Raw genomic sequence first — 26,394 nt, 5'->3', positions numbered from 1 at the left:
TTCATCGTTCCCATGCCTCCTGCCTGTCGAGCACCGCCAGGCGCTCCCGCCGCTCTCCCAGCCTGGGGGCGCAGGCAAGCAGCCCCCGGGTATACGGATGCTCCGCCGCGTGCAGCCGATCGGCCCGGCACTCTTCCACGATGCGCCCGCGGTACATGATCAGAATGCGGTCGCAGAACGTCGACACGAGATCGAGATCGTGGCTGATGAAAATCAGTCCCATGCGATGCCGCGACACCATGTCGTCGATGACTTCCAGGATCTTGTTCTGGACAGTCACGTCCAGGGCCGAGGTCGGCTCGTCCGCGATCAGCAGCCTGGGTTCGGGGATGAGCATCATGGCAATCATGACCCGCTGCCCCATGCCGCCGCTGATCTCGTGCGGATACGCGCCGAACACCCGTTCCGGATCCTTGATGCGCACGGCCTCCAGCATCTCGAAGCTGCGCGCCCGCGCTTCCTGCCGACTGGCCCGATGATGCGTCTGATAGGCTTCCATGATCTGCGCGCCCACCGTCATCACGGGATTGAGCGAATAGCGCGGGTCCTGCATGACCATCGAAATGCGGCGCCCGCGCACTTCGCGCCACTGCGAGCCGGTCAGCGTCCGCAGATCGACGCCGTCGAACTCCATCTGGTCCGCGGCGACCTGCGCCGATGCGGGCAGCAGCCCCAGAATGGCCCGTGAGGAAATCGTCTTGCCGGAGCCGGATTCGCCGACGATGCCGACTTTCTCCGCGCCCATCGACCAGCTGACGTCCCGGATGGCATGCACCGGCCCCCTGGGCCCTTCGAACGTGACGTTCAGATTGCGCAAAGACAACAAAGGTTTGTGCATGCGAGTCACCTCGACTTGGGATCGAGCACGTCGCGCATGCCGTCGCCCAGAATGTTGAACCCGAGACTGACGATGCAAATGGCCAGGCCGGGAATCGTCGCCACCCACCAGCTGTCGAGCAGATAATTGCGTCCATCGGCGATCATGGCCCCCCACTCCGCCTGCGGAGGAGGCGCCCCCAGCCCGAGAAAACCGAGTCCCGCCGCGATCAGGATCACCCCCGCCATGTCCAGCGTCAGGCGCACGATCACCGAAGACAGGCACAACGGGGTGATATGCCCCACCAGGACCCGCAAAGGCGAGGCCCCCTGCAGTTCGATGGCCTGGATGAAATCCGAGCTGCGGTACATCAGCGTTTCCGCCCGTGCCAGACGCGCATAGGCCGGCCAGGACGTGACGGCGATGGCGATGATGGCGCTCTCGACGCTGGGCCGCAGGACCGCGGTGAAGGCCAGCGCCAGCACCAGCCGGGGAAACGCCAGGAAGATGTCGGTGATGCGCATCAGCACGCGATCCACCCAGCCGCCCGCATAGCCGGCCACAATGCCGATGGCCAGCCCCAGCGGCCCCACGATGGCGGCCACCATCACGATGATCAGCAGCGTCGTGCGCGACCCGTGGATCACGCGGCTCCAGATGTCGCGCCCCAGATGATCGGTGCCGAACCAGTGATCCGCGCTGGGCGGCAGCAGCCGCTGCGTCAGCGCCTGCTGGTAAGGGTCCTGGGTCGCCAGCCAGGGCGCGAATGCGGCGCACAGCAGCAGCAGGCACACGATGCACAGCCCGATCACCGCCAGAGGGCTGCGGAAGAAACTGCGCAGCAGGAGATAGAGCTGCCCCAGGTTGGCCTGGAGGCGAGACGAAGGGGAATCCGCAAGTAGCCACGATTTCATGTGCGCGCGCTCCGGGTTCTTGGATCGAAGACCGTGCCCAGGGCATCGGAAAATGCATTGAGCAGGACAAAGCTGGCGCCGATGACGGTCGTTCCCGCCAGGACGGCGTTCATATCCGCCGCGAACAGCGAGTTGGTGATGTACAGGCCCAGGCCCGGCCAGGCGAACACGGTCTCGGTCAGCACGGCGCCTTCCAGCAGGTAGGCGAAGGACAAGGCGATGACGGTGATCAGTTGCGCCAGCACGTTGCGAAACGCATGCATGACGACGCGCCGCTCGCTCAGGCCCTTGACCCGGGCCGTCACGACATATTCCTGTCCCAGCTGCTCCAGCATGAAGGAGCGCGTCATGCGGATGATGTATGCCATGGACATGTAGCCCAGCAAGGCGCCGGGCAGTATCAGGTGGGACAGGAAATTCCGGAAGATGTCCCACTGGCCGTGCAGCATCGCATCCAGGAGGACAAAGCCGGTTTCCCGCTCGATGATGTATTCGTACGCCGCATCGATGCGGCCCACGCCGGCCACCCAGTCCAGTTTCGCGTAGAAGACGAGCAGCCCGACCAGCCCCAGCCAGAAGATCGGGATCGAATAGCCGATCAGGGCGACGACCCGCACGCACTGGTCCAGGAAGGAATTCTTCCTGACCGCGGACCACACGCCCAGGGGCACGCCCAGCAGCACGCCGACGAGCGTCCCCGTGACCGCCAGTTCGATCGTGGCGGGGAAAAAGGCCGCGATGTCCTTGGCGACGTTCTGGGAAGTCAGGACCGACGTGCCGAAATCGCCCTGGGCCACTTGGTACAGGTACATCAGAAACTGCTGATACAGGGGCTTGTCCAGGCCGAGCTCGGCGTAGACGCGCGCATAGACTTCGGCGGGCGCCCGGTCGCCCACGATCACCAGCACGGGATCGACCGGGACCACCCGGCCGATCATGAAGGTGACGAGGAGCAGGCCGAAAATGGTGAGGACGAACATGGACGTCTGCACGCACAGCGTCCTGATTCCCGCTCGCAAAGACTGCGATTTGAGCCAATTCGTCACGCGCATCCACCTTTCTCCTGGAGACTCCACAACCTGCTCCCCGATCACGCTACTTCACCTTGCGCGTGTTCCAGAACACGGCCGTATCGAAGCCGGGCCCGGGCGTGAAGCCGCTGGTGTCCTTGCGGGACACCGTGCTCTCGATCAGCTGGAACATCATGATCATCGGCGAGTCCTTCTGCACGACCTTCTGCTCTTCCCGGTAGATCTGCTTGCGGACCTCGGGATCCCGTTCCAGCATGGCCTTTTCCGTCATGGCCGACAGCTCCGGAATGTCCCAGGCATTGCGCCAGGCCGCCGACTTGTTGGTCGAAGCGTCCGAATTGTCGGGATTGCGCACGAAGAATTCGGCGGTGGAATGCGGATCCAGGTAGTCCGGAGACCAGCGGGCGAAGGCCATCTCGTGGCCGCGCGACCGGTAGGTCGCCAGCACCTGGGCCTGATCGCGCAGCACGAGATTGAGCTTGATGCCCGCCTGCGCGAAGGTGGCCTGCATCGACTGGGCGATATCCGGGAACGGCGACGGATTGGCCACCAGGAAGTCGAGCGAGAAGCCATTCGGATAGCCCGCCTCGGCCAGCAGTTTCTTGGCCTTCTCCACATCCAGACGGTAGGGTTTCTCCTCCAGGCCCATGTCGCCGGTCAGGAAGGACTGGTGGACGGCGAAATAGCCGTCCAGGAACGAGTTGGCCATGCCCTCGTAATCGATCAGCCAGCGAAAGGCTTCCCAGACCTTGGGGTTGGCCAGGATCTCGTTTTTCGTGTTCAGACCGACGTAATAGGTGTTCACCTTCTTGAACACGTCGACGCGCAGATCCGGGTTCGAGCGCGACGCCTTGATCTGGTCCGGTCCCAGGTCGCGGGCGATGTCCACGTCGCCGGCCTGCAGCAACAGCCGCTGGGCGGAGGGCTCGGGGATGTGGCGCACGATGAAGCGCTTGAGCGCCGGAGGACCCAGGTAGAAGTCGGGATTGGACTCCATCACGACGGCATCCTTGGGTTTCCAGGTCGTCAGCCGATAGGCGCCCGCGCCGGCCGAACGGGTCTTGAGCCAGTTGTAGCCGTAGTCTCCGTCCTGCTCGTGCTTCCTGACCTCCTCGCTGTCCACCACCGAGGCCACCCCCGCCGACAGGCAGCTCATGACCAGGGACGGGGAATACGGCTTCGCGACTTTCAGCACCAGCGTTTCGTCGTCGAGCGCCCGCACCATCTCGGCCACGTTGTCCTTGTTCCAGCCCAGTTGCTGAAAGATGAACACCGGGGTCTTGGCCAGGTGGATGACGCGCCGCAGGGAGTATTCGGCATCCCGCGCCGTCAGGGGGCGGCCGGACTGGAACTTCAGGCCTTTGCGGATCTTCAGTTCATAGGTGAGGCCGTCGTCGGAGACCTGCCAGGACGCCACGGCGCCGCCCACGAGCTTGCTGAAATCGTGCGGATCATAGGTCATGAGACGCACATACAGGTTGTTGATGATCTCGCCGCTGCCCCATTCGAACACCTCGGCGGGATCCAGCGACTTGATGTCGTCGATCTTGCGCGCCATGACCAGGGTGTCGGCCGGGGTGGCGGCCAGTGCCGGACCGGCGCCGCCGAGCACGGCCGCCGCGACGGCGGCGCCAAGCGCTTGCTTCCAACGCATTACATTCATGTCTCTCTCCTGTGTTTAATGAGCGCCGGCATCTAGGCGACCGCGCGCTGTGTCACAAACTTCGTCACCGTATAAGCCTCCAGTCCCTCGACCCCTCCCTCGCGGCCATACCCGCTATCCTTGATTCCGCCGAAAGGCGCTTCCGCCACGCCCAGCGCAAAATGATTGATCGCCAGCATGCCGGCCTGCATGCCCGCCGTCACGCTGGCGATCCGGTCCGCGGACCGGGTGAAGGCATAGGAAGCCAGGCCGTAGGCCGTGTCGTTCGCCTTTGCCAACGCCTCTTCGACCGTCTCGAACGCGTCCAGGATCGCTACCGGCCCGAACGGCTCTTCATGCCAGATCCGCGCATCGGCGGGCACATCGGCCAGCACGGTGGGCCGGAAGAAAACCCCCGGCCCGTCGATGCGGGCGCCGCCCGCCAGCACCGTCGCGCCCCTCTGGATGGCGTCGTCAACCAGGGATTGCACAGCGTCGACGCGGCGGCCGCTCGACAGGGGCCCCATCCGCACGTCCGGCCGATCGCCCCGCCCCACGACGATCGCATCGGCGGCCCGCGCGAACTCGGCGGCGAAACGGTCGTAGACGCCCCGCTGCACGAACAGCCGGGTCGGTGAAATGCAGACCTGCCCCGCATTGCGAAACTTGGCGGCGGCCACCGAGCGCGCCACCTCGCCCGGGTCCGCATCGTCGAACACCAGCACCGGCGCATGGCCCCCAAGTTCCAGGGTGCAAGGCTTCATGTGCCTGCCCGCCAGCTGGGCCAGCGCCTTGCCCACGGGAACGGACCCCGTGAACGAGACCTTGCGGACCACGGGAGACGGAATCAGATGATCGGAGATCATCGGCGGATCGCCGAACACGAGATTCGCCACCCCCGCGGGCAGACCCGCGTCCTTCAGGGCCTGAACCAGCGCGGCGCTGCCGCCCGGCGCTTCTTCGGGCCCCTTGAGGATGATCGAGCAGCCCACGGCGATCGCCGCGCCGAGTTTCTTGGCGGCCTGCGACGCCGGAAAATTCCAGGGACTGAACGCCGCCACCGGACCGATGGGCTCGCGCAGCACGATCTGGGTGACATCCCGCTGCCGGGCGGGGATCATGCGGCCGTAGGCGCGGCGCCCTTCCTCGGCGCACCAGTCGAACGCGTCGGCGCAGTTGCGCACTTCCTGTTCCGCCTCGGCGACAGGCTTGCCGATTTCACGGGAGATCGTGGCGGCGATCTCCGGCGCGCGTTCCCGGACCAGGACGGCGGCGCGGCGCAGCACATCCGCGCGATCCCTGGCCGCCACCTGTTTCCATTGCTCGAAGCCGCGCTGCGCGCTTGCCAGCGCATCGTCCAGGTCCCGCAGGGTCGCCCGGGCCACGCGCCCCGCGACCCGCCCGCTGGCGGGGTCCACGACATCGCGAACGGATCCATCGCCCGCGGGCCTCCAATGGCCGTCGATGAACAGCTCGATCACGGCCGGCGCCTTCCCCCGATCGCCCCCGCTCATTGGACCAGCTCCGCCTGGCGCGCCACGACGAGGGCCTCGTCGAGCCCATGGGCGATCCCGTCGAACAGTTCGTCGATCTGCTCCTTCGTGATGATCAGCGGCGGGCTGATCGCCACGGCATTGCGGATGCCGCGCACCAGCACGCCGCGCTCGACGGCCTTGTTCTGAACGAGCGCCGCGATGTTGTTCCGGGCATCGAAGGGGGTTTTGGACGCCTTGTCCTGCGTGATCTCCAGGGCTCCGATCAATCCGACGCCTCGCGCCTCGCCCACCAGCGGATGGCTCGCGAGGGATCGCAGGCGATGCTGGAAGTGGGGCGCCACCGCGCGGACGTGGCCGACGATATCCCGCTCTTCGTAGATCTTCAGCGTTTCCAGGGCGACGGCGGCGCACACCGGGTGGCCCGAATACGTCACGCCATGAGCGAACACCCCCAGCTCCTTGGTCCGCTCGACGACCTTGTCATAGAGCTTCTGGCTGACCAGGGTGGCCGAAATCGGCAGGTAAGAGGCCGACAGGGCCTTGGCCACGGTCATGATGTCGGGCTCGAGATTGAAGGTATCGCAGCCGAACATCTCGCCCGTCCGCCCGAAGCCGCAGATCACCTCATCGACGATGAACAGGATGTCGTGCTTTTTCAGCAAGGCCTGCACCTGTTCGAAATAGCCCTGCGGCGGGACGATCACGCCGCCCGAGCCATTGACCGGCTCGGCGATGAAGGCGGCGATCGTGTCCGGCCCTTCGCGCAGAATCAGGGATTCCAGATTGCCCACGATGCGGCGGGTGAACTGCGCCTCCGTTTCACCCGGCAGCGCCTCGTGATAGTAGCTGGGGCAGTCCGTATGCAGGATCCGGTCGATCGGCAGGTCGAAATCCTGGTGATTCGCGGGCAGCCCGGTCAGGCTCGCGGCGGCGACCGTCACGCCGTGGTAGGCGCGCCAGCGGGAGATGATCTTCTTCTTTTCAGGCCGCCCCATGGCATTGTTGTAGAACCAGACGAGCTTGACGGCGGCGTCGTTGGCCTCGGAGCCGGAATTGGCATAGAGAACCTTTCCCAAGGACCTGGGGGCGATCGACAGCAGTTTCTCCGACAAATCGATCGCCGGCCCGTGGGATCGCGAATTGAACAGCTGGTAATAGGGCAGCTTCGACAGCTGTTTCGTCGCCGCCTCCACCAGGCGCGGCTCCGAGAACCCCAGGGAAGCGCACCACAGGCCGGACATCCCTTCCAGGTAACGGCGGCCCTGGTCGTCGAACACGTAGACGCCTTCGCCCCGCTCCATGATCAAGGGCCCTTTGTGCAGGTGCGCCTCCAGATTGGTGTATGGATGCACCAGACTTTCGATATCCCGGGACACCCGTCCCTGTTCACTGCTCATGACACATCTCCTTTCCTCGACCGAGGGTCGCGCCTGCCCGCCCTTGCAGGAGGCGGATCCGTTAACAATTCCCGCCAGCCACCCGCATTCACGGATGGCATTCATCGCCCTTCGAAGCCGGGCGCTCGTTTTTCACGGAAGGCGCGGCGGCCTTCCTCGATGTCCCGGCTGCTCTGGATCGCCCCCAGCTGCGACAGGGTGAGCGCCATCCGCTCCGACGGGCCCCGCGGCAGCACGTCATCCCGGACGAACCGCTTGATGGTGCGCAGCACCAGGGGGGCCATCGCCGCCAGCTCCTGCGCCATGGCAAGCGCGGCGTCGACCTGCCGCCCGACCGGCACGACCTCGTTCACCAGCCCGACTTCATAGGCCCGCCGGGCGTTCATGGGCTTGCCGCGCAGGATGAATTCCATGGCGATCTTGTGGGGGACGCGGGCGGCCAGCCCGGCGATCATGCCGCCGGTGAACCCCATCTTTCCTTCCGGATACGAGAAGCGCGTGTTCTCCGCGGCCACCGCCAGATCGCACATCATGTGCATCACCATGGCGCCGCCCACGACCCAGCCCGCCGTCGCGGCGATGATGGGCTTGTCCGTCACCACCCCCACGCCGGGGATGCACCGCCAGAGTTCCGGCAGATTGTTGACGTCGGCCCCCGCGGAGAACGCTTCGTCGCCGGATCCGGTGATGACGGCCACCCGCTGCCCGGAGTCGTCGAAATCGGCCAATGCCTGCTGCAGCGCCAATGCCGTGTCCTTGCAGATGGCATTGCGCCGGTCCGGCCGGTTGATGGTCAACACAGTGACCAGGCCATGCTGCTCCGTCAGTACGACACTCATGGATTCACCTCGTGGTTCCGTTCATCGTCAGCTCTTCCGGGCGCGGGCATCGACCGCCACGCACCCCTGGCCCGCCAGGCGCACCTTGAGCGGGTTGATCTCGATCTCGAAATCCGTCGCGCGCCAGTCATGGGCAAGCCAGCTCAGGCGCACCACGGCATCCGCCACGGCGTCCACGTCCAGCGCCGCGCGGCCCCTGTAGGCTTCCAGCAAAGGGGCGATCTTCAAGGCGCGCAAGGCGCGCAAGACGGTTGCCGGATCGACCGGCGCGGGCAGAACCGCGAAGTCCTTCAGCAGCTCCACCAGCACCCCGCCGCCGCCGATCAGCACCTGCGCGCCGAACTGCGGATCCCGCCGCGCGCCGAGGATCAGTTCCAGTTCCCCGGTTTCCATGGACTGCAGCGAAAAACCCTGTATCTCCGCCTGCGGCATGGACCGCGCGATGCGTTCGCGCATGTCCCGCAGGCCGGCGCCCAGCGCCGCCGCGTCGCGCACGCCCAGCAGCACGCCTCCGACGTCGGACTTGTGCACGATCATGGGTGAAATGACCTTGGCCGCCAACGGGAAACCCACCTCGGATGCGCGGAGCACCGCCTCGTCCTCGTCCGCCGCGATCACTTCGCGGTTCACCGGAATGCCGGCCTCGGCCAGGACACGCTTGCTCTCGTGTTCATTGCGCACGCCCGATGCGGATTCGAACGGGCCGCAACCGCCCGGCCGCAGCGCCGCCTGCCCCGGCTGGAACGCGGACCAGCGGCGCCACGCGGCCAGGGCCTCGACGGCCTCGGACAGGGCGTCGGTGTACGGCACTCGCCGACTGCGCAGGAATTCGCGCGACGGCTGCGCGGCCCGTCCCGGGTGGACCACGAACAGCAGCGGCTTCGCGCTCGACTCGGCCCCCTTGACCAGGGCTTCGGTGACGGATCCGAGCATCGGCGCCGTGGTCAGCGCCACCAGCCCCGCGTCCACGCCCTCGTCCGCCAGGACGACCTGAACGGTCCGCTCGGCGACGTCCACGGAATTTTCACCCGCCTCGTATTTGCGTCCCCCCATGTCGACGGGGTTCTGGGCCTGTCCCGCCGAATAGAATTCCGCGAAGGCGGCCTGAGTGCGCGGCGTGAAATCCGCCAGCGGAATCCCCGATTCGCACAGCCGGTCCGCCGCCAGCGCGCCGCCGCCGCCCGACGGCGTCACGATGGCCACCCGGTCCACGGTGCGGCCGGGGCGGCTCTCCATGGCATGCGCCAGGAGAAGCATGGCGGCAGGGTCTTCCATGAGGATGATGTTGTCGCGCGCGCAGACCGCCTGCAGCGCGGCATAATCCCCCGCCATGCTGGCCGTATGGGAAAACGTCGCCTTGCCGCCCGCCGCGGTGCGGCCGGCCTTGACCGCCAGCCAGGGCTTTCCGGCCTCGCGAGCCCGGCGCGCGAGATCCACGAACCTGTCCGGAGACTTGATGCCCTCGATGTAGGTGCAGATGACGCGCGTCCTGGGGTCGTGGATCAGCATTTCCACGAAATCGCACAGTTCCAGATCCGCCTGGTTGCCCACCGAAATGCAGTGGCTGAAGCCAACCCCCTGGGCATGCATCCGGTCAAAGAGCGTGGCCATCAATGCCCCGCTCTGACTGATGAAACCGATCGGGCTTTCGATGAGACGATCGACGTCCATGGCGGGCGACGAGCACATGACCAGCCGGTTGGCGGGGCTGACCAGGCCCAGGCAGTTGGGTCCGATCAGGCGCATGCCCTTCGAGCGGGCGATATCCACGATCTCCCGCTCGAGGGCCGCGCCCTGGGGACCGTCGTCGGAAAACTTCGACGTGATGACGATCCCGCAGCGCGCGCCCCGCTCGGCGCATGCCGCCACCTGCTCCTTGACCTTCGCCTGGGGCACCGCCATGACCACCATGTCCGGCGCCTGCGGCAGGGCATCCACCGACGGGAAGGCCGGGATGTCGAACAGGCGCTCGCGGAAGGGATTGACCGGGTAGATTCTGCCGCCATACCCATGCTTGAGCAGCATGCGATACAAACGCCCGCCAAACTTGGTCTGGTCCTCGGACGCGCCGATCACGGCCACCGAGCCGGGGTTGATCAAGCGAGACAGAACTTCTGCGGAAACGGCACTGCTCATGCTGTTGCACTCCTATCACTCAAATCCCGATCACGGCCTTCCGGACAGCCCCGGGCAGTTCGCTCGATCCGGGGCGCACCGCCTACGGCGCCAGCGCGCTCACGATCTCGCTTCCCTCAGATTCGCGGAAAAAGCCGCGCGGAGGCTGTCGGTATGCTCGCCCAGGCCGGGCGGGCCCAGGCGCACCGGCAGTCCCCGGCCATCCAGCCTCAGGGGGGATACGAAGGTCTTCGTTCGCGCTCCGCCGGGCAGATCCAGGGCCTGCACCCACTGCATGTGCGCCACCTGCGGGTCGGCCAGCGCCGCGGAATAGGTATTGATCCGCGCATGCGGCACCCCGGCCCGGTTGAATACATCGATCCAGTGATCGACCGGTTGTTCCTGAAAGCGGGACTCGAGGATTTCCTTGAGATCCGCCTGGTGGCGGGCGCGATCCGTCGTCGTCAGGAAGCGCGGATCCTCGGGCAGATGGGCCAGGCCGACCGCATCGCAGACAGCCACCCAGAGTTTGTGATTGCCCGCCGCGATCGCGAAATACCCGTCCGCCGCCTGGTAAGCCTGATACGGCGCGTTGCGCGGATGCGCGGACCCCAGCCGTCCGGGGTCCCGGCCCGCGCCGAAATACTCGCTGGTCTGCAAGGCGGCGATTCCCAGTGTGCAGCCAAACATCGACACGTCGATGTGCGCGCCGTCGCCGCCGGCGCGCACATGCGCCAGCTTGGCGGCAATGGCGAACGCCGCATACAGTCCGGAAGCGAAATCGGACACCGGCACGCCGCACTTGGCGGGCAAGCCCTGCGGCTCGCCCGTCACGCTCATGACGCCCGCCGCCGCCTGGATCGTCAGATCGAACCCGCCTTCGTCGGCCCTGGGTCCCGTCTGCCCGTAAGCGGAAATCGAGCAGTAGACCAGGTCGGGCCTCTGCCGCCGGAAGCTGGAGAAATCGAGCCCCAGACGCTTCATGACGCCGGGCCGGTTGTTTTCGATCACCACGTCGGCATCCAGCACAAGCCGGCGGGCCAGAGACAGATCGGCGGAGTCCTTCAGATTCAGCACGGCCGAACGCTTGTTCCGGTTCAGGGAGGCGAAATTCTCGCTGTAGCCCCCGGTCAACGGCGGCCATGTCCGCAGCGAATCTCCGCCCGGCGCTTCGACCTTGACGACGTCCGCCCCCATATCGGCCAGCAGCATGCCGCAAAACGGCCCCGCGGCCACGGAACAGAATTCAACGACCTTGACACCGGCCAGGGGCAGTCCCCGTTCGTTCAACTCATCCATCAGATGTCCTTGACCCGTAAGAAATCCACGCCCGCAGCTTAAAGTCGTTCTAAAATAAGACACAACTGTTCTATATTGTGAAACAACATGAACAATACTTTGATCAAGGGGCTGCAGGTCATCGAGCTCCTGGCGCACAGTTCCACGCCCTTGTCGCTGACGGAAATCGCGCGGGCGCTGAGCCTGACCAAAAGCAACGTCCATCGGCTGCTGAGCGCGCTGAGCGACGGCAATTACGTGATCAGGAACCCCGAGAGCGGCTTCTACACCGCATCCATACGGCTGTGGGAACTGGGGTCGGCGGTCCTGTCCAAGCTCGATTTACGCCTGCACGCCGCCCATCTGATGGAATCCCTGGCCGAGCAGACGGACGAAAGCGTCCATCTGTCCATTCAGGACAGGGATGAAGTGGTCTACGTGCACAAGGTCGACAGCCCGAACCCCATTCGCGCCTATTCCCAGATCGGCGGCAGGGCGCCCATCCACTGCGTGGCGACCGGCAAGGCCATGCTGGCGTTCAAAAGCCGCGAATCGATTCTCTGGAGCACGCGGCACCTGCAGTCGTATACGGCATCCACGATCACAAGCCCCGAGGCCATGCTGGAGGAAATCGAACGGATACGCCGCCAGGGCTATGCGCTGAATGCGGGGGAATGGCGCGAGGAGGTCCACGGCATCGGCGTCCCGATCTTCGACGGCACCGGGCAGGTCATTGCGGCGATCGGATTATCCGGCCCCAAAGACCGCTTCACCCCCGAACACATCGAGACATGCGCCGATCTGCTCAAGCATGCCGCCCAGGACATCATGACCAGTCTGGGGAGCCACCCGTCACAGCACGCGCTGACGCATCTGTACCGGTAGCGGACGCCGCCTGGCCGCCCCTGATCAGCGCCCCGGCCGGATTTCCTTGAACCCGCGCGCCGTATACAGCCAGACCGCGGCCAGCATGGCGCCGACCCAGAACACCCTGGACGGGCCGCCCGCGCGCACCAGGATGCCGCCCAGCACGCCGCCGGCGAACACCCCCAGGGACTGCGCGGTGTTGTAGAAGCCCAGCGCCAGGCCCTTGTAGGCGGGCGGCGCCACCCGCGACACCAGGGACGGCTGCAGGGCCTCCAGGATGTTGAAGCAGACGAAGAAGCCGATCAGGGCGGCCACCACCAGGGCGAAGGAATCCATCAGCCAGGGAAGCGCCCCCAGCACGATGGCCAGCCCCAGCACGGCCCATTCCAGGGCCGGCTTATGGGCCTTGCGGGTTTCGGTGTAGAACACCGCCGGCACCATCAGCACGAAAGACGCCAGGATCACCGGCAGGTATACCTGCCACAGGCTGGCGGAATCGAAGCCGCCCAGGCGGCCCAGCAGGCCGGGCGCCACCATGAACAGCGCCATCAGGATGAAATGCAGGCAGAACACGCCGAAATTCAGGCGCAGCAGGTCGCGGTGGGCCAGCACGTCGCGCGGGGTGGCCTGGATGATGTCGGCTTCGGACTTGGGCACGTCGGGCACGAAGAACATGGCGATCAGCAGGCAGGCGAAACCCAGCAGGCTGATGGCCCAGAACAGGCCCGACAGGCCGAATTCGCCCACCAGCAGGGGCGACAGCACCAGCGACAGGGCGAAGGAAATGCCGATGGAGCCGCCCACCATGGCCATGGCGCGGGTGCGGACTTCCGGCCGGGTGGCGTCGGCGATCCAGGCGGTGATGGCGGCCGATACGGCCCCCAGGCCCTGCACCACGCGTCCGACCGTGACCCAGTCCACGTCGTTGGTCAGGGCGCAGATGATCCCGCCCACGACGAACAGCAGCATGCCGAACACGATGACGGGCCGCCGGCCATAGCGGTCGGATGCCATGCCCAGCGGAATCTGCATCACGGCCTGGGTCAGGCCATAGGCCCCCAGGGCCAGCCCCACGCGGACCGGGTCGTCGCCGCCCGCCAGCGTGCGGGCCGCCACGGCGAAGATCGGGGTCAGCAGGAACAGGCCCAACATGCGGGCCGCGAACAGCGTGGCCAGCGCCACGCTGCTGCGCCGTTCGAGGGCGGTCAGTTTCAAGCCCGGGGAGGAGGAACGAGACGACATGATCAGGGCATACCGCAATGAGAATGAAGGGAGGCTGCGCGTTATAGTAGCAAGTTGGCCTTTGAAGAACCTGAACTCCCCTACCGGCATGGACGCCATCTGCATACGCGGTGCTCGCACGCACAATCTGAAAAACATCTCGGTCGATCTGCCGCGCCGCCAGCTGGTCGTCATCACCGGCCTGTCGGGATCGGGCAAATCGTCTCTGGCCTTCGACACGCTGTACGCCGAAGGCCAGCGCCGCTACGTCGAAAGCCTGTCGGCCTACGCGCGGCAGTTCCTGCAGATGATGGACAAGCCCGATGTGGACGTGATCACCGGCCTGTCGCCGGCCATCGCCATCGAACAGAAGACCGCCGGCCACAACCCGCGCTCGACCGTGGGCACGATCACCGAGATCCACGACTACCTGCGCCTGCTGTACGCCCGCGTCGGCACGCCCTACTGCCCCGACCATGACCTGCCGCTGCAGGCGCAAAGCGTCAGCCAGATGGTGGATCAGGTGCTGACCCGCCCGGAAGGCAGCCGCCTGGCCATCCTGGCCCCGCTGGCCCGCGACCGCCAGGACGACCTGGCCGCCGAATGCCGGCGGCTGCAGGCCCTGGGCTTCGTGCGCGCCCGCATCGACGGCGTCATCCACCCCATCGACGGCAGCGCCCCCCTGCCCCAGCCCGACGGCGCCTGGAACCTGGACGTGGTGGTCGACCGCCTGCGGGCCCGCCCCGACAGCCGCCAGCGCCTGGCCGAAAGTTTCGAGACCGCCCTGGACCTGGCCCAGGGCCGCGCGGGGGTGCTGGACCTGGATTCCCAGGAGGAATGGGCGTTTTCGGCCGCCTATGCCTGTCCGGTCTGCGCCCGGGGCATGGGCAACCTGGAGCCGCGCCTGTTCAGCTTCAACAACCCGGTGGGCGCCTGTCCCGCCTGCAACGGCCTGGGCCAGGTGGATTCCTTCGATCCGGCCCGCGTGGTGGCGTTCCCCGAACTGAGCCTGGCGGCGGGCGCCATCCACGGCTGGGACCGGCGCAACGCCTTCAGCTACGCCATGATGGCCAGCCTGGCGCAGCACTACCATTTCAGCCTGGACACGCCGTTCCAGGATCTGGACGCATCCACCCGCGAACACATCCTGCACGGCTCGGGCGCCGAGGAAATCGCCTTCCAGTATCTGGGCGAACGCGGCATCCCGGCCATCCGCCGCCATGCCTTCGAAGGCGTGATCCCGAATCTGGAGCGGCGCTGGCGCGAAACCCATTCCAACGCCGTGCGCGAGGAACTGGGCCGGCTGCGCCACACCACGGACTGCCCGGACTGCCACGGGGCGCGACTGTGCACGGAAGCCCGCCACGTGCTGATCGGCGACGACCCCGGCCCCGGCCAACGGCGCGGGCGGGCCATCTACGAGATCGAGGCCCTGTCGCTGGCCGACTGCCGGCGCTGGTTCCAGGATTCGGACCTGGGCGGCGCGCGGCGCGAGGTCGCCGAACGCATCGTCCACGAAATCCGCGCCCGCCTGGACTTCCTGGACAACGTCGGCCTGGGCTACCTGTCGCTGGACCGCAGCGCCGACACGCTGTCGGGCGGCGAGGCCCAGCGCATCCGCCTGGCCAGCCAGATCGGATCGGGCCTGACGGGGGTGATGTACGTGCTGGATGAACCGTCGATCGGGCTGCACCAGCGCGACAACCGGCGCCTGATCGACACCCTGCAGCAGCTGCGCGACCTGGGCAACAGCGTGATCGTGGTGGAACACGACGAGGACATGATCCGCGCCGCCGACCATGTGCTGGACATGGGGCCGGGCGCCGGCGAACAGGGCGGCCACGTGGTCGCCCAGGGTTCGCCGCAGGACATCGCCGCCCAGCCGCAGTCGCTGACCGGCCAGTACCTGTCGGGCGCCCAGCGCATCGCCATCCCCGCGCGCCGCCCGGTCACGCCCGACCATCCGGACCAGCACTGGCTGCGCGCCCTGGGCTGCCGCGGCCACAACCTGCAGGGCGTGGACCTGGCCATTCCGGCCGGGCGCTTCACCTGCGTGACGGGGGTGTCGGGATCGGGCAAGTCGACCCTGATCAACGACACGCTGGTGGCGGCCATGAGCCAGCGCCTGCACCGCGCCCAGACCTCGCCCGCGCCCTTCGACCGCCTGGAGGGCCTGGAGCACTTCGACAAGATCATCAGCATCGACCAGAACCCCATCGGCCGCACGCCGCGCAGCAACCCGGCCACCTACACGGGCCTGTTCACGCCGATCCGCGAACTGTTCGCCGGCGTGCCCGAGGCCCGCCTGCGCGGCTACGACGCCGGGCGCTTTTCCTTCAACGTGAAGGGCGGGCGCTGCGAGGCTTGCCAGGGCGACGGCATGGTGCGGGTGGAAATGCACTTCCTGCCCGACATGTACGTGCCCTGCGAGGTCTGCCAGGGGCTGCGCTACAACCGGGAAACCCTGGACATCCGCTACCGGGGCCACACCATCAGCGACATCCTGGACCTGACCGTGGCCCAGGCGCTGGACCTGTTCGCCGCCGTGCCCGTGGTGGCCCGCAAGCTGCAGACCCTAATGGACGTGGGCCTGTCCTACATCCGCCTGGGGCAAAGCGCCACCACCCTGTCGGGCGGCGAGGCCCAACGCATCAAGCTGTCCCAGGAACTGTCGCGGCGCGGCTCGGATCGCACGCTGTACGTGCTGGACGAGCCCACCACCGGCCTGCATTTCCACGACATCGCGGTGCTGCTGGACGTGCTGCAGCAACTGGTGCAGGCCGGCAGCACGGTGCTGGTGATCGAACACAACCTGGACGTGATCAAGACCGCCGACTGGGTGGTGGACCTGGGCCCGGAAGGCGGCGCGGGCGGCGGAAGGATCGTGGCCCAGGGCACGCCCGAAGCCGTCGCCGCCGCCCCCGACAGCCACACCGGCGCCTGGCTGAAACACGCGCTGGAGCCCCGCTGACGCCCTGCGCGAAGCGGCCGGACAGGACACTGGGCAAAGCCGCCGCCGCGACCTATCATCGACACCATGCGCATCCTGCTCATCGAAGACGAATCGGAACTAGCCGACTGGCTGTCCCGCAGCCTGGCGCGGCACGGCGGCTTCATGGTCGACTGGGCCGACGACGCCGAACTGGCCGAACGCCGCCTGGCGGTCGAGGAATTCGACGCCATCGTGCTGGACCTGGGCCTGCCGGGCATGAACGGCCATGAATTCCTGCGCCGCCTGCGCAGCCGCGACGACCGCTGCCCCGTGCTGGTGCTGACGGCGCGCGACGCCATGGCCGAACGCATCGGATCCCTGCACGAAGGCGCCGACGACTTCATGCAGAAGCCCTTCGCCATCGAGGAACTCGAAGCCCGGCTGAACGCCCTGATCCGCCGCAGCCGCGGCCGCGAGCATCCCCGCTGGATGCTGGGCGACCTGGTGCTGGACATCGGCAGCCAGCGCTTCCTGCACCGCGACGTCCCCCTGGCCCTGTCGCCGCGCGAATACGCCGCCCTGAAAGTGCTGATGCAGAAAGCCGGCGAGCCCGTGACCAAACAGCAGATCCTGGACCGCATCAGCCCGGACGACACCAGCATCAATCTGGAAGCCATAGAGGTCCTGGTGCACCGGCTGCGCAAGAAGCTGAGCGACACCGGGGCGCAGATCGTCACGCTGCGCGGCATGGGCTATTGCCTGGAACCCGTCGACCATGGCCTCGGCTGAGCCCCGGTCGCACAGCCTGCGGGCGCTGCTGCTGTGGATCCTGATCCCGGCCCAGGTGGCCGTGCTGAGCATCGCGCTCTGGTATTCCAGCCACCAGCTGCACAACCAGATCGACCTGGCCTACGACCGTTCGCTGGTCGGCGCCCTGCGGGCCATCGACCACAACATCTCCACGGAAAGCGGCGGCCTGTCGGTGGAGCTGCCCTACCTGATGCTGGAATTCTTCGAACTGACGGCCAACAACGCGGTGTACTACCGCATCCTGACCGAGGACAGGCTGGCGGACATCGGCAACCAGGAACTGCCCCTGCCCGATCAGCGCCTGCAGTCGGGCGTCCCGGTGTTCTACGACCGCGACTACCTGGGCACGCCGATCCGCATCGCCGCGCTGGCCCGTCCCATGACGCCGCCGCTGTACGGACAGAAGCAGGGGCGGGTCGTCGTCATGGTGGGCGAGGACCGCAGCGGCCGCGACAGCGTGATCCGCGACATCATGCTGCGCAGCATCGCGCGCGACGTGATCGAAGTGCTGGCGTCCTCCGGCCTGATCTTCCTGGGCGTGCTGATCGGATTGCGGCCCCTGACGCGCCTGTACCGCAACCTGAAGGGCCGCAAGGCCGACGACCTGAGCCCGATCCAGGCTCCGGAGCTGCCCCGCGAAGTCCAGCCGCTGGTGCGCGCCGTGAACCAGCACGTCGCTCGCCACGCGCGGCAGGCCCGGCGGCAGCGCCAGTTCCTGGACGATGCCTCGCACCAGCTGCGCACGCCGCTGGCCGTCCTGAACACCCAGCTGGACTATGCGCTGCGGGAATCCGACCCCGCCGAAGCCCGCACCGCCCTGCTGGCCATGCGCCAGGGGCTGGTCCAGGCCCAGCGCACGGCGGCCCAGCTGCTGGCGCTGGCGCGCGCCCGGGAAGCCGACGACCGGAGCGACACCCTGCGGCCCGTAGACCTGACGCCGCTGGCCCAGGACGTGATCCGCCAGCTCTACAGCCTGGCCCGGCAGAAACAGCAGTCCATCGCGCTGGAAGGCGCGGAACTGAACGCGGTCGTGCCGGGCATCGAATGGCTGCTGCGAGAGGCCGTGGTCAACCTGATGGACAACGCCATCAAATACACGCCGGCGGGCGGCGCCATCACCCTGCGCATCCTGCGCGCGCCCGGGCAGACCGTGCTGAGCGTCCACGACACGGGGCCCGGCATGTCCGACGCCGACATCCGCAAGGCCGGACGGCGCTTCCGCCGCGGCCAGGCCGGCAAGCACAGCCATGGCGCAGGCCTGGGGCTGGCCATCGCGCACACCATCATGCAGCGCCACGGGGGTTCGCTGAGCATCCGGTCCCCCGGGCAGGGCTGCGAGGTGTCCCTGGTCTTCCCCGCCCCGGCCGCCTGATGCGGAATCACGGCCCCGTTTGCGGCGCCAGGCTGGAATAGGCCTCGCATTCCACCCGGTTGCGGCCGGCCGCCTTGGCCCGGTACAGGGCGCCGTCGGCCTGGCCGATCAGCCAGGCGGCCGTGTACTGGCCGCCGCCATCCAGGCTGGCCACCCCGATGCTGACCGTCACGCAGCCGCCCAGGCCATGCGCATGGGGCAGGCCCAGCCCGGCGATGCGATCGCAGACCTGACGGGCCATCCGGCACGCCGCGTCCCGTTCCGTTTCCGACAGGATGACGGCGAATTCCTCGCCGCCGTACCGCGCCACCAGGTCGCCGGGACGGCGGAAGGTCTGGCGCAGCACCTGCGCCACCTGCCGCAGGATGGCATCCCCCGCCTGATGCCCGTAGGCGTCGTTGTAGCGTTTGAACCAGTCCACGTCGATCATCAGAAGGCTGACGGGGAAGCCGCCGCGACGGGCCCGCTGCCATTCCTGCGCCAGCACCTCGTCGAAGTGGCGGCGGTTGGCCACCCCGGTCAGGCCGTCCGTGACGGAGAGTTCCGTCAGCTGCTGGTTGACCAGCACCAGGGCCCGGGTGCGCTCGGCCACCTGCTGTTCCAGCGCCTGATGGTGGCTGCGCAGCCGGTCGGCCATGCTGCCCAGGGTCCGCACCAGCAGCACGACTTCCCTGACGGGACTGTGCACGCGCGGCGGGGGCTGCCACTGACCGTCGGCCAGGCACCGGGCCCAGTGCATCAGAGAGCGCAGCGGCCGCGACAGCCACCAGGCCGCCAGCGACGCCGCCATCAGCCCCAGCACCCAGAATCCCAGGATGAGCAGCCCGACGCGCTGGATGGATTGTTCCACCGGCACCGCGTAGCGGCTTTCCGGCAGGGCCAGCGCCAGGGTCAGCACAGGCCCGTTGGGCAGCTGGATGGACTGCCAGTAGGTCTGGTAGCGCTGGTCCTGCGCGGTGATCCGCCGGTGTCCGAACGGCCGCTCCGATTCCTGGACGGCCGCGCCCAGCTGCTGGATCATGGGCTGCGGACTCTCGACGGCCCGCACCCGCAGCGCCCGACCGTCGCGCTGGGCGTAGATCGGCTCGCCCCCCGAACTGGCCAGCAGGCGGCCATCGGGCTCCATCAGGAAGGAGATGCCGCCCAGGCCGCCCATTTCCGCCGCCAGGAACCGGCTGATCTGCGTCAGGGCCACGTCGGCGGCCAGCACGCCCAGCAATTGATGCCGGTCGTCGTACAGGGGCACGGACATCCCCATGCCCATGTCGTCGTAGCCGCCGTCACGCGCCTGGACGTCGTATTGATACGCCATGTACCAGTGCAGGGCGCCGGCCTCGACGGCGGCCTTGAACCAGGGGCGCGCGCGGGGATCGAAATGGGCATTGCCCGCCGGCAGCCGGGTGCTGCGGCGATTGGCATCGTCCACCCGGAAGAGATGCAGCACGCCGCCATCCGCCTGGTCGGCTTCCAGGATCCGCAGGCTCTGCCCGGGTTCATGGGGCGGGCGGCTGGCGGCCAGATAGCCGCCGTCGACGGTGCCCACGGACAGATACGTCAGCAAGGGCTGCTGGCGCAGCTGCAGCAGGAAGCTGTGCAGCAAGGGGGTCCGCTCGTCCAGCGACAGCAGGCCATCCTGCAGCTGCCGGACATTGAAGGTGGCGGCGGCGCGGGGGACTTCGAAGAAAGCCGCGACCTTGCCCCGCAACTGGCCGGCCAGTTCCTCCACCCGCTGCTGCTCCATGCGCTGCACGGTCTGGATGGAGGCGGTGAAGACCAGCCAGCCCGCCAGCCCGACGATCAGCGGCAGGGGGATCAGGGTCGCCAGCAGCAGAAGCATGCGCAGCGACATCAGTCCCGCTTCCGGCTTCTGGCCCTGCCGCCGCACGGCCCGCACGTGGCAGCGGTACAGGAAGAGCAGCACCGCCCCCAGGGTCAGGCCGCCGCCCACGCCCCGGACGAGCCAGAGCCGCGCCCCGTCGTAAGCCAGGTCCGGCCGAGGGACGGCGGCCAGCGTCCAGGCGCCGTCGGGCAGGGAAATCCGCGCCTGGGCATGCGCCTGATCGAACAGGCCCGCATCGCCGTACAGGAACTGGGGAGGCTGATCCGCCACCGGCCGCGTGCGGATCGCCAGATCGAACATGGCGTCCGGACCCTGCAGGCCCACCTGCGCCAAGGTTCTGTCCAGATCGACCGTCAGGGCCGCCATGCCCCGGTAGGCGGGCGGACTGCCCGGGGGGCCGTCCAGAAAGAGCGGCGTGCGCACGATCAGGCCCGGCCTGCCGGTCTGCACCAGCCGGGCGCTGCCGTCGATGACCGGCAGCCGCTGCTGGATCATCTGCCGGATCTTGGCCATGAATTCCGGGTGCAGGCTGTAATCCATGCCGATCACGTTCTCATTGCCGGCGACGGGATGGACCTGGGTGATCTTCAGCCGGTCGACATAGACGACGCTGCGGATGTCGGCCCGCTGGCGCACCATCTGCATCGCCAGCGCGGCAAAGGGCCGTTCTTCCCGTCCCGGCGGCACGGCGGCCAGGGTGTCGGCCAGCCGCTGGTTCAGGGCCAGCAGGGCATACAGGTCGTCCGACAGGCGGCGGGCATGCAGGTCGAGTTCCTGCCCGACCTGGGTCATGACGGCGGCGTCATGGCGCGAGCGATCCCAGGACTCCAGCCCCAGCGTGGCCCCCAGCCCTGCGAGCAACAACACCACCACGACGGACAGGATCCTGTTCAATCGATTCCTCACCCGAGGCCGCTTTGTGTGAAAGTGTGTCACCAACGGTGGCATCTGAACAGCGAGTGTTAACACTGAATCCCTGCCGGTCGAATCGAGGCGTTCCCACTAGGGTTATCCCGAGATCGCAGCATTTTGAAAGCTTTTGGAAAGCCTGCGCTGCTTAAGGTGCGAGGGTACCTGGTCACCGCTGACATTCGCACCAGGCTTTTTCCATCACCAGGAGACTCCCTTCATGACTCCCCGATCCCTATCGCTGCTGCTGGGCGGCACGCTGCTGTCGCTGGGTCTGGCCGCTTCGGCCGCCCCGACGAAACCCGAATGCATCGCCCCGGCCAACCCCGGCGGCGGCTTTGACCTGACCTGTCGTCTGGCCCAGGAAGGCCTGAAGGCCTCCGGCGCCCTGAGCGACCCGATGCGCATCGTCTACATGCCCGGCGGAATCGGCGCCGTGGCCTACAACCACGTGATCGCGCAGAAGCCCGACGATCCCAATTCCATCGTGGCGTTCTCCGGCGGTTCGCTGCTGAACCTGGCGCAGAAGAAATTCGGCCGCTACAGCGTCAACGACGTGCGCTGGCTGGCCGCCGTCGGTTCGGACTACGGCGTGGCCGTGGTGCGCGACGACTCCCCCTACAAAAGCCTGAAGGACCTGATGGGCGCCTTCAAGCAGGACCCCACCAAGATCGTGCTGGGCGCCGGCGGCACCGTGGGCAGCCAGGACTGGATGAAAGCGGCCCTGACCGCCCGCGCGGCCGGCGTGGACTACCGCAAGATGCGCTTCGTGGCCTTCGAAGGGGGCGGCGACGCCCTGACGGCCCTGCGCGGCGGCCACATCCAGGCCTATATGGGCGACGCGGCCGAGGCCTTCACCATGCTGGAAGGCGGCGCCCCGATCCGCGTGCTGGCCGTCTTCAACGACCAGCGCCTGCCGGGCAAGCTGGCCTCCGTGCCCACGGCCCAGGAAGAAGGCTTCGACATCCAGTGGCCCATCATCCGCGGCTTCTACGTCGGCCCGAAGGTCTCCGACGCCGACTACCAGTGGTGGGTGGATGCCTTCAACAAGACCCAGGCCGACCCGTCGTTTGCCGCCATCCGCGACAAGCAGGGCCTGTTTCCCTTCAACAAGTCGGGCGCCGACCTGGACAAGTACATCAAGGAACGCGTCGCCGAGTACACCAAGCTGGCCAATGAATTCGGCCTGATTCGTCAATAAGCAAGCACCGGACCTCGCCATGAGTGATCGTACTTTGGGCTTTTGCGCCCTGATCTTTGCCGGCCTGATGGCGTGGTTCGGCCACGACCTGCAGGCCCCCTTTTCCTACGAACCGGTGGGCCCGCGGGCGTTTCCCATGCTGATCGCCCTGATCATCGCCCTGTGCGGGATCTGGCTGATGGCCAAGCACTGGCATGATCGCCGCAAAGGCGAACCCATCGACTGGCCGCGCCTGCTGCTGATGGTGGTCTACATCTTCGGCTACGCCCTGCTGTTCGAGACCCTGGGCTTCATCATCGCCACCGCCATCGTCACCGTGCTGATCGGCCGCCTGTTCGGCGGCGGCTGGGGCAAGATGATCATCGGCGGGGTCGTGATGGGCGTGCTGTTCTTCCTGCTGTTCGACCGGGCGCTGGACGTCGTGCTGCCCCTGGGTCCCCTGGAGTTCCTGTCATGAGCCAGATTTTCGACCATCTGAGCATCGGCTTCGATGTCGCCTTTTCCTGGATGAACCTGCTGGTCGCCGCCCTGGGCGCCTTCCTGGGCACCCTGGTGGGCGTGCTGCCGGGGCTGGGGCCCATCAACGGCGTGGCCATGCTCATCCCCATCGCCTACGCCCTGAACCTGCCTCCCGAAACCGCGCTGATCCTGCTGGCGGCCGTGTACGTGGGCGCCGAATACGGCGGGCGCATCAGCGCCATCCTGATCAACGTGCCGGGCGAAGCCAGCGCCATCATGACGACGCTCGACGGCTACCCGCTGGCGCGCAAGGGCCTGTCCAACGTCGCCCTGTCGCTGTCGGGCTGGTCGGCGTTCTGCGGCTCGCTGGTGGCCACCATCGGCGTGATCGTGCTGGCCCCCCTGCTGGCCCGCTGGGCCCTGGCCTTCGGCCCGGCCGAATATTTCGTGCTGATCGTCTTCGCCTTCTGCTGCCTGACCAGCCTGCTGGGCAACCAGCCCGTCAAGGGCACGCTGTCGGCCATGCTGGGCCTGGCGATCGCCACGGTGGGCGTGGACGCCAATTCGGGAGTCTACCGCTACACCTTCGATTCCGTGCACCTGTTCGACGGCATCGATTTCGTGGTCGTCGTGATCGCGCTGTTCGCCATCGCCGAACTGCTGGAACTGCTGGAATCCACCATCCGCGGCGAATCCCCCGAAGTCCCGCCCAACGAGCGCAAGCTGTTCAACCTGCAGGAACTGCTCTACACCAAGTGGACCGTGCTGCGCAGCTCCATCCTGGGTTTCTTCATCGGCGTGCTGCCGGGCGCGGGCGCCAGCGTGGCCTCGGCCGTGGCCTACTCGAATGAAAAGCGCTACCAGGAAGGCCGCGACCCCAATTCCTGCTTCGGTGAAGGCGACCTGCGCGGCGTGACCGCCCCGGAAGCCGCCTCCACGGCGTCCGCAGTGGGGTCCTTCGTGCCGATGCTGACACTGGGCGTGCCCGGATCGGGCACCACGGCGGTGATGATGGGGGCGCTGACCCTGTACAACATCACTCCGGGCCCGGTGCTGTTCGACACCAAGCCGGAACTGGTCTGGGGCCTGGTCGCGTCGCTGCTCATCGCCAACGTGCTGCTGTTCCTGATGAACATCCCCATGGTGCGGGTGTTCTCGAAAGTGCTGTCCCTGCCCAACTGGCTGCTGGTCCCCGGCATCCTGTGCATCAGCTACATCGGCGTCTACGCCATCAACGCCGGCACGTTCGACCTGACGATGGCGGCGTTCCTGGGCCTGATCGGCTACCTGCTGCGCAAGGGCGGCGTGCCCATGGCGCCCATGGTGCTGGGCGTGGTGCTGGGCGACATGATGGAACAGAACCTGCGCCGGGCGCTGTCCATCACCAACGGCGAACTGCACATCCTGTGGGACAGCCCGATCGCCATGGGCCTGTGGATCGTATCTCTGGCCATCGTGATCATCCCGCCGATCCTGCGCCGCCGTTCGAAGAACAAGCTGTCGGCCACGGCGCTCGCGGCCCTGGAAGGCGAGGAATAACCCCCCGCCCGGCGCCGCCCTGGCCGGGGCGGCGCGTTTTCCGGACCGCATCGACCGCACGCCGCCCTCTTCCGGGCGGCGTTTCTTTTGAGCGACGTCTCTATTCCCGGCCCTATTCCCAGGCGGGCGGGCCGCTGCGCAGGTCACACGCCGGCCGGTCCCAGAACCAGTCCGCCGCCCCGACCCGGCACGGCGCCCGCAAGCGGCGCGCCGGCCCCCAGGCCGTAGCCTCGATGGCGGCCGCGTAGGCGTCTTGCGGGGCCTGTCCCAGAACGGGTTCGGGCGGTTCGGAGGCGGAGGCGCCCGCCACCCGGGCATCCCGGCCCGCCGCCTCGGCGCCCGCCTCCAGCAACGCAGCCGTGCGGGCCAGGGACACCCGCCAGATGCTGCCGCGCCGCTGCTCGCGCCGCTGGGCCAGGCCCTTCAGCGCGCACGCCGCCAGCCAGTAGCCGGTGGCCTGGTCCAGCGCCTGCACGGGCAGCGGATCGGGCGCCCGATCCGAACCGCCGGGCCAGGCGATTCCCGAACTCATCTGCACCAGGCTGTCGAAGCCCCGGCGCAGCCGCCAGGGTCCCGTCCAGCCCCAGGCATCTAGGCATACGTCCACCAGCCCGGGGCGCATCCGCTGACGGACATCGGCCCCCAACCCCAGGCGGTCCAGGGCATCGGGCCGATAGCCATGCACCAGCACGTCGGCCCGCTGCAGCAGCCGTTCGAATTGCGCGCGGCCGGCCGGATCGCGCAGATCCAGCAAGGCGCACCGCTTGCCGACCGTGACCTCGGGCACCATGCCGGGCTCCTGCCAGTCGGACGGATCCAGGCGCAGCACCTGGGCGCCGTAGGCCGCCAGGAACCGGGTGGCCGCCGGGCCGGCCAGCACCCGGGTCAGATCCAGCACCCGCAGGCCGGACAGGGGACGGGCGGGATCGACGGGAGAGCCCCAGGCATCATTTGCCCGGCTTGGAGAATCGCCGCCCGACAGCGCCCCATCGCCGCCGCGCCCCGGCGCCGGTCCGGCCGCATCGGGAACGCCCTCGCAGGATGCGCCATCGCGCCGGTGCAGCAGCGGCTCCGCCGCCACCGCCATGCCCTGGGGATGCCGCCGCCATTGCGCCGGCGGGCGCAGGGCGGCGGCGCACGCCGCCTGATCCACCAGCGCCTCTTCCAGGGTCTCGGCCGACCATGCCCGCACCCGCGCCTCGACGGCATCGCGGGCGGCATCGAGAGGCAGATCCAGCACCCGCAAGGCCCGCTGCCGATGGTGGACGGCATTGGCATGGATGCGGATCCAGCCGTCCCGGGCGGCGTAGTCGCCGGTGACGGCGTCGCGCACTTTGGGGACTGTCCAGCCCTGCGGCTGCAGGCTGGCGCCAAACCACCGGGATGCCAGGGGCCGGTCCAGCCGCACGAGCGGGGGCCGGACGGGATCGATCCAGCGGGCCAGCATGAGCGAAGCCGCCCCGATGCTGGCGCAGGCCAGATCGGCGACCGGATAGCGCGACGGCCAGGTCCCCCGGCCTTCGATCCGGATGGCCTCGTCCGCCCACGGTTCGTCCAGCGCGGCAAGAAACGCGCGCAGAAAGGAGTTTGAAACGGAATCATCAGGTGTCATGACACACCTCCTGTGTTGCTGCCCATTGCAGGGACTGCGTTGTGCCTAGATCCCTCCACCTCGTGGCCTGCAGGCCACTCGGATTAGTCAGGCGCGGAGCAGT

At 67.7% G+C, this 26,394-nt stretch carries 19 protein-coding genes; 7 read left to right on the top strand and 12 right to left on the bottom strand.

The window, feature by feature from the left end; translation table 11 throughout:
- Position 1 precedes the first annotated feature (1 nt).
- The 9 genes from Q0263_RS00820 to Q0263_RS00780 form a co-directional block, all read right to left on the bottom strand.
- Positions 2-838, bottom strand: a complete 837-nt coding sequence (locus Q0263_RS00820) for an ABC transporter ATP-binding protein (RefSeq protein WP_298012363.1) — start codon at positions 836-838, stop codon at positions 2-4.
- A 5-nt stretch (positions 839-843) separates the two neighbouring features.
- Positions 844-1,731, bottom strand: coding sequence for an ABC transporter permease (locus Q0263_RS00815; protein ID WP_298012362.1), 888 nt, complete (start codon positions 1,729-1,731; stop codon positions 844-846).
- Positions 1,728-2,711 (bottom strand): ABC transporter permease, encoded by a 984-nt coding sequence (locus tag Q0263_RS00810; protein WP_298012542.1) that lies wholly within the window; start codon positions 2,709-2,711, stop codon positions 1,728-1,730. The genes Q0263_RS00815 and Q0263_RS00810 overlap by 4 nt, the downstream gene beginning before the upstream one ends.
- A gap of 115 nt (positions 2,712-2,826) precedes the next feature.
- Positions 2,827-4,425 (bottom strand): ABC transporter substrate-binding protein, encoded by a 1,599-nt coding sequence (locus tag Q0263_RS00805; protein ID WP_298012359.1) that lies wholly within the window; start codon positions 4,423-4,425, stop codon positions 2,827-2,829.
- Positions 4,426-4,457: 32 nt separating this feature from the next.
- A complete protein-coding gene (locus Q0263_RS00800) occupies positions 4,458-5,918 on the bottom strand; it encodes an NAD-dependent succinate-semialdehyde dehydrogenase (protein WP_298012357.1) in 1,461 nt (486 codons plus the stop codon).
- Complete coding sequence (locus Q0263_RS00795) at positions 5,915-7,297, bottom strand: aspartate aminotransferase family protein (protein ID WP_298012355.1); 1,383 nt, start codon at positions 7,295-7,297, stop codon at positions 5,915-5,917. Before Q0263_RS00795 ends, Q0263_RS00800 begins: the two co-directional genes overlap by 4 nt.
- A 101-nt stretch (positions 7,298-7,398) precedes the next feature.
- On the bottom strand, positions 7,399-8,136 hold the full coding sequence (locus Q0263_RS00790) for an enoyl-CoA hydratase-related protein (protein WP_298012353.1): 738 nt from the start codon (positions 8,134-8,136) through the stop codon (positions 7,399-7,401).
- A 27-nt stretch (positions 8,137-8,163) separates the two neighbouring features.
- On the bottom strand, positions 8,164-10,272 hold the full coding sequence (locus Q0263_RS00785) for an acetate--CoA ligase family protein (RefSeq protein ID WP_298012351.1): 2,109 nt from the start codon (positions 10,270-10,272) through the stop codon (positions 8,164-8,166).
- A gap of 99 nt (positions 10,273-10,371) precedes the next feature.
- A complete protein-coding gene (locus Q0263_RS00780; protein WP_298012349.1) occupies positions 10,372-11,550 on the bottom strand; it encodes a CoA transferase in 1,179 nt (392 codons plus the stop codon).
- Positions 11,551-11,637: 87 nt separating this feature from the next.
- Between Q0263_RS00780 and Q0263_RS00775 the strand changes: the two genes are divergently transcribed.
- Entirely contained in the window at positions 11,638-12,414 is a 777-nt protein-coding gene (locus tag Q0263_RS00775) for an IclR family transcriptional regulator (RefSeq protein ID WP_298012346.1), read from the top strand.
- A 24-nt stretch (positions 12,415-12,438) separates the two neighbouring features.
- Here the strand turns inward: Q0263_RS00775 and Q0263_RS00770 are convergent, their stop codons facing one another.
- On the bottom strand, positions 12,439-13,638 hold the full coding sequence (locus Q0263_RS00770) for an MFS transporter (protein ID WP_298012344.1): 1,200 nt from the start codon (positions 13,636-13,638) through the stop codon (positions 12,439-12,441).
- Positions 13,639-13,726: 88 nt separating this feature from the next.
- On the opposite strand from Q0263_RS00770, the gene uvrA reads away from it, so the two are divergent.
- From uvrA to Q0263_RS00755, 3 genes are all read left to right on the top strand, one after another.
- The gene (gene uvrA, locus Q0263_RS00765) at positions 13,727-16,588 is read left to right on the top strand and encodes an excinuclease ABC subunit UvrA (protein ID WP_298012541.1); all 2,862 of its coding nucleotides are present in this window, start codon (positions 13,727-13,729) and stop codon (positions 16,586-16,588) included.
- A gap of 66 nt (positions 16,589-16,654) precedes the next feature.
- A complete protein-coding gene (locus Q0263_RS00760; RefSeq protein WP_298012342.1) occupies positions 16,655-17,338 on the top strand; it encodes a response regulator in 684 nt (227 codons plus the stop codon).
- Positions 17,325-18,731, top strand: a complete 1,407-nt coding sequence (locus Q0263_RS00755; protein ID WP_298012340.1) for a sensor histidine kinase — start codon at positions 17,325-17,327, stop codon at positions 18,729-18,731. Before Q0263_RS00760 ends, Q0263_RS00755 begins: the two co-directional genes overlap by 14 nt.
- A 7-nt stretch (positions 18,732-18,738) precedes the next feature.
- Here Q0263_RS00755 and Q0263_RS00750 read toward each other — a convergent pair whose 3' ends face one another.
- Positions 18,739-21,465 carry a diguanylate cyclase gene (locus tag Q0263_RS00750; RefSeq protein WP_298012337.1) on the bottom strand — a complete coding sequence of 909 codons (2,727 nt, stop codon included), beginning with the start codon at positions 21,463-21,465 and terminating at the stop codon, positions 18,739-18,741.
- 235 nt (positions 21,466-21,700) lie between these two features.
- Here Q0263_RS00750 and Q0263_RS00745 point away from each other — a divergent pair, with 235 nt between their 5' ends.
- Genes Q0263_RS00745 through Q0263_RS00735 form a run of 3 tightly spaced genes read left to right on the top strand, consistent with a single transcriptional unit; the run spans position 21,701 to position 24,679 of the window.
- Positions 21,701-22,681: a tripartite tricarboxylate transporter substrate binding protein gene (locus Q0263_RS00745; protein ID WP_298012335.1), complete on the top strand. Its 981-nt coding sequence runs from the start codon at positions 21,701-21,703 to the stop codon at positions 22,679-22,681.
- Positions 22,682-22,700: 19 nt separating this feature from the next.
- Positions 22,701-23,138 carry a tripartite tricarboxylate transporter TctB family protein gene (locus Q0263_RS00740; RefSeq protein WP_298012332.1) on the top strand — a complete coding sequence of 146 codons (438 nt, stop codon included), beginning with the start codon at positions 22,701-22,703 and terminating at the stop codon, positions 23,136-23,138.
- The gene (locus Q0263_RS00735; RefSeq protein WP_298012331.1) at positions 23,135-24,679 is read left to right on the top strand and encodes a tripartite tricarboxylate transporter permease; all 1,545 of its coding nucleotides are present in this window, start codon (positions 23,135-23,137) and stop codon (positions 24,677-24,679) included. The genes Q0263_RS00740 and Q0263_RS00735 overlap by 4 nt, the downstream gene beginning before the upstream one ends.
- Positions 24,680-24,791: 112 nt before the next feature.
- Here the strand turns inward: Q0263_RS00735 and Q0263_RS00730 are convergent, their stop codons facing one another.
- The gene (locus tag Q0263_RS00730; RefSeq protein WP_298012328.1) at positions 24,792-26,291 is read right to left on the bottom strand and encodes a CoA transferase; all 1,500 of its coding nucleotides are present in this window, start codon (positions 26,289-26,291) and stop codon (positions 24,792-24,794) included.
- Positions 26,292-26,394 lie beyond the last annotated feature (103 nt).

It is taken from the genome of uncultured Castellaniella sp., assembly GCF_937988725.1.
Taxonomy (GTDB): domain Bacteria; phylum Pseudomonadota; class Gammaproteobacteria; order Burkholderiales; family Burkholderiaceae_B; genus Castellaniella.
This window is presented reverse-complemented; position numbering and strand designations above follow the sequence as displayed.

Excerpts from the sequence above, each read along its gene's own strand:
- Q0263_RS00820 (WP_298012363.1), bottom strand. The coding sequence starts at position 838 with ATGCACAAACCTTTGTTGTCTTTGCGCAATCTGAACGTCACGTTCGAA.
- Q0263_RS00815 (WP_298012362.1), bottom strand. The coding sequence starts at position 1,731 with ATGAAATCGTGGCTACTTGCGGATTCCCCTTCGTCTCGCCTCCAGGCC.
- Q0263_RS00810 (WP_298012542.1), bottom strand. The coding sequence starts at position 2,711 with ATGTTCGTCCTCACCATTTTCGGCCTGCTCCTCGTCACCTTCATGATC.
- Q0263_RS00805 (WP_298012359.1), bottom strand. The coding sequence starts at position 4,425 with ATGAATGTAATGCGTTGGAAGCAAGCGCTTGGCGCCGCCGTCGCGGCG.
- Q0263_RS00800 (WP_298012357.1), bottom strand. The coding sequence starts at position 5,918 with ATGAGCGGGGGCGATCGGGGGAAGGCGCCGGCCGTGATCGAGCTGTTC.
- Q0263_RS00795 (WP_298012355.1), bottom strand. The coding sequence starts at position 7,297 with ATGAGCAGTGAACAGGGACGGGTGTCCCGGGATATCGAAAGTCTGGTG.
- Q0263_RS00790 (WP_298012353.1), bottom strand. The coding sequence starts at position 8,136 with ATGAGTGTCGTACTGACGGAGCAGCATGGCCTGGTCACTGTGTTGACC.
- Q0263_RS00785 (WP_298012351.1), bottom strand. The coding sequence starts at position 10,272 with ATGAGCAGTGCCGTTTCCGCAGAAGTTCTGTCTCGCTTGATCAACCCC.
- Q0263_RS00780 (WP_298012349.1), bottom strand. The coding sequence starts at position 11,550 with ATGGATGAGTTGAACGAACGGGGACTGCCCCTGGCCGGTGTCAAGGTC.
- Q0263_RS00775 (WP_298012346.1), top strand. The coding sequence starts at position 11,638 with ATGAACAATACTTTGATCAAGGGGCTGCAGGTCATCGAGCTCCTGGCG.
- Q0263_RS00770 (WP_298012344.1), bottom strand. The coding sequence starts at position 13,638 with ATGTCGTCTCGTTCCTCCTCCCCGGGCTTGAAACTGACCGCCCTCGAA.
- uvrA (WP_298012541.1), top strand. The coding sequence starts at position 13,727 with ATGGACGCCATCTGCATACGCGGTGCTCGCACGCACAATCTGAAAAAC.
- Q0263_RS00760 (WP_298012342.1), top strand. The coding sequence starts at position 16,655 with ATGCGCATCCTGCTCATCGAAGACGAATCGGAACTAGCCGACTGGCTG.
- Q0263_RS00755 (WP_298012340.1), top strand. The coding sequence starts at position 17,325 with ATGGCCTCGGCTGAGCCCCGGTCGCACAGCCTGCGGGCGCTGCTGCTG.
- Q0263_RS00745 (WP_298012335.1), top strand. The coding sequence starts at position 21,701 with ATGACTCCCCGATCCCTATCGCTGCTGCTGGGCGGCACGCTGCTGTCG.
- Q0263_RS00740 (WP_298012332.1), top strand. The coding sequence starts at position 22,701 with ATGAGTGATCGTACTTTGGGCTTTTGCGCCCTGATCTTTGCCGGCCTG.
- Q0263_RS00735 (WP_298012331.1), top strand. The coding sequence starts at position 23,135 with ATGAGCCAGATTTTCGACCATCTGAGCATCGGCTTCGATGTCGCCTTT.
- Q0263_RS00730 (WP_298012328.1), bottom strand. The coding sequence starts at position 26,291 with ATGACACCTGATGATTCCGTTTCAAACTCCTTTCTGCGCGCGTTTCTT.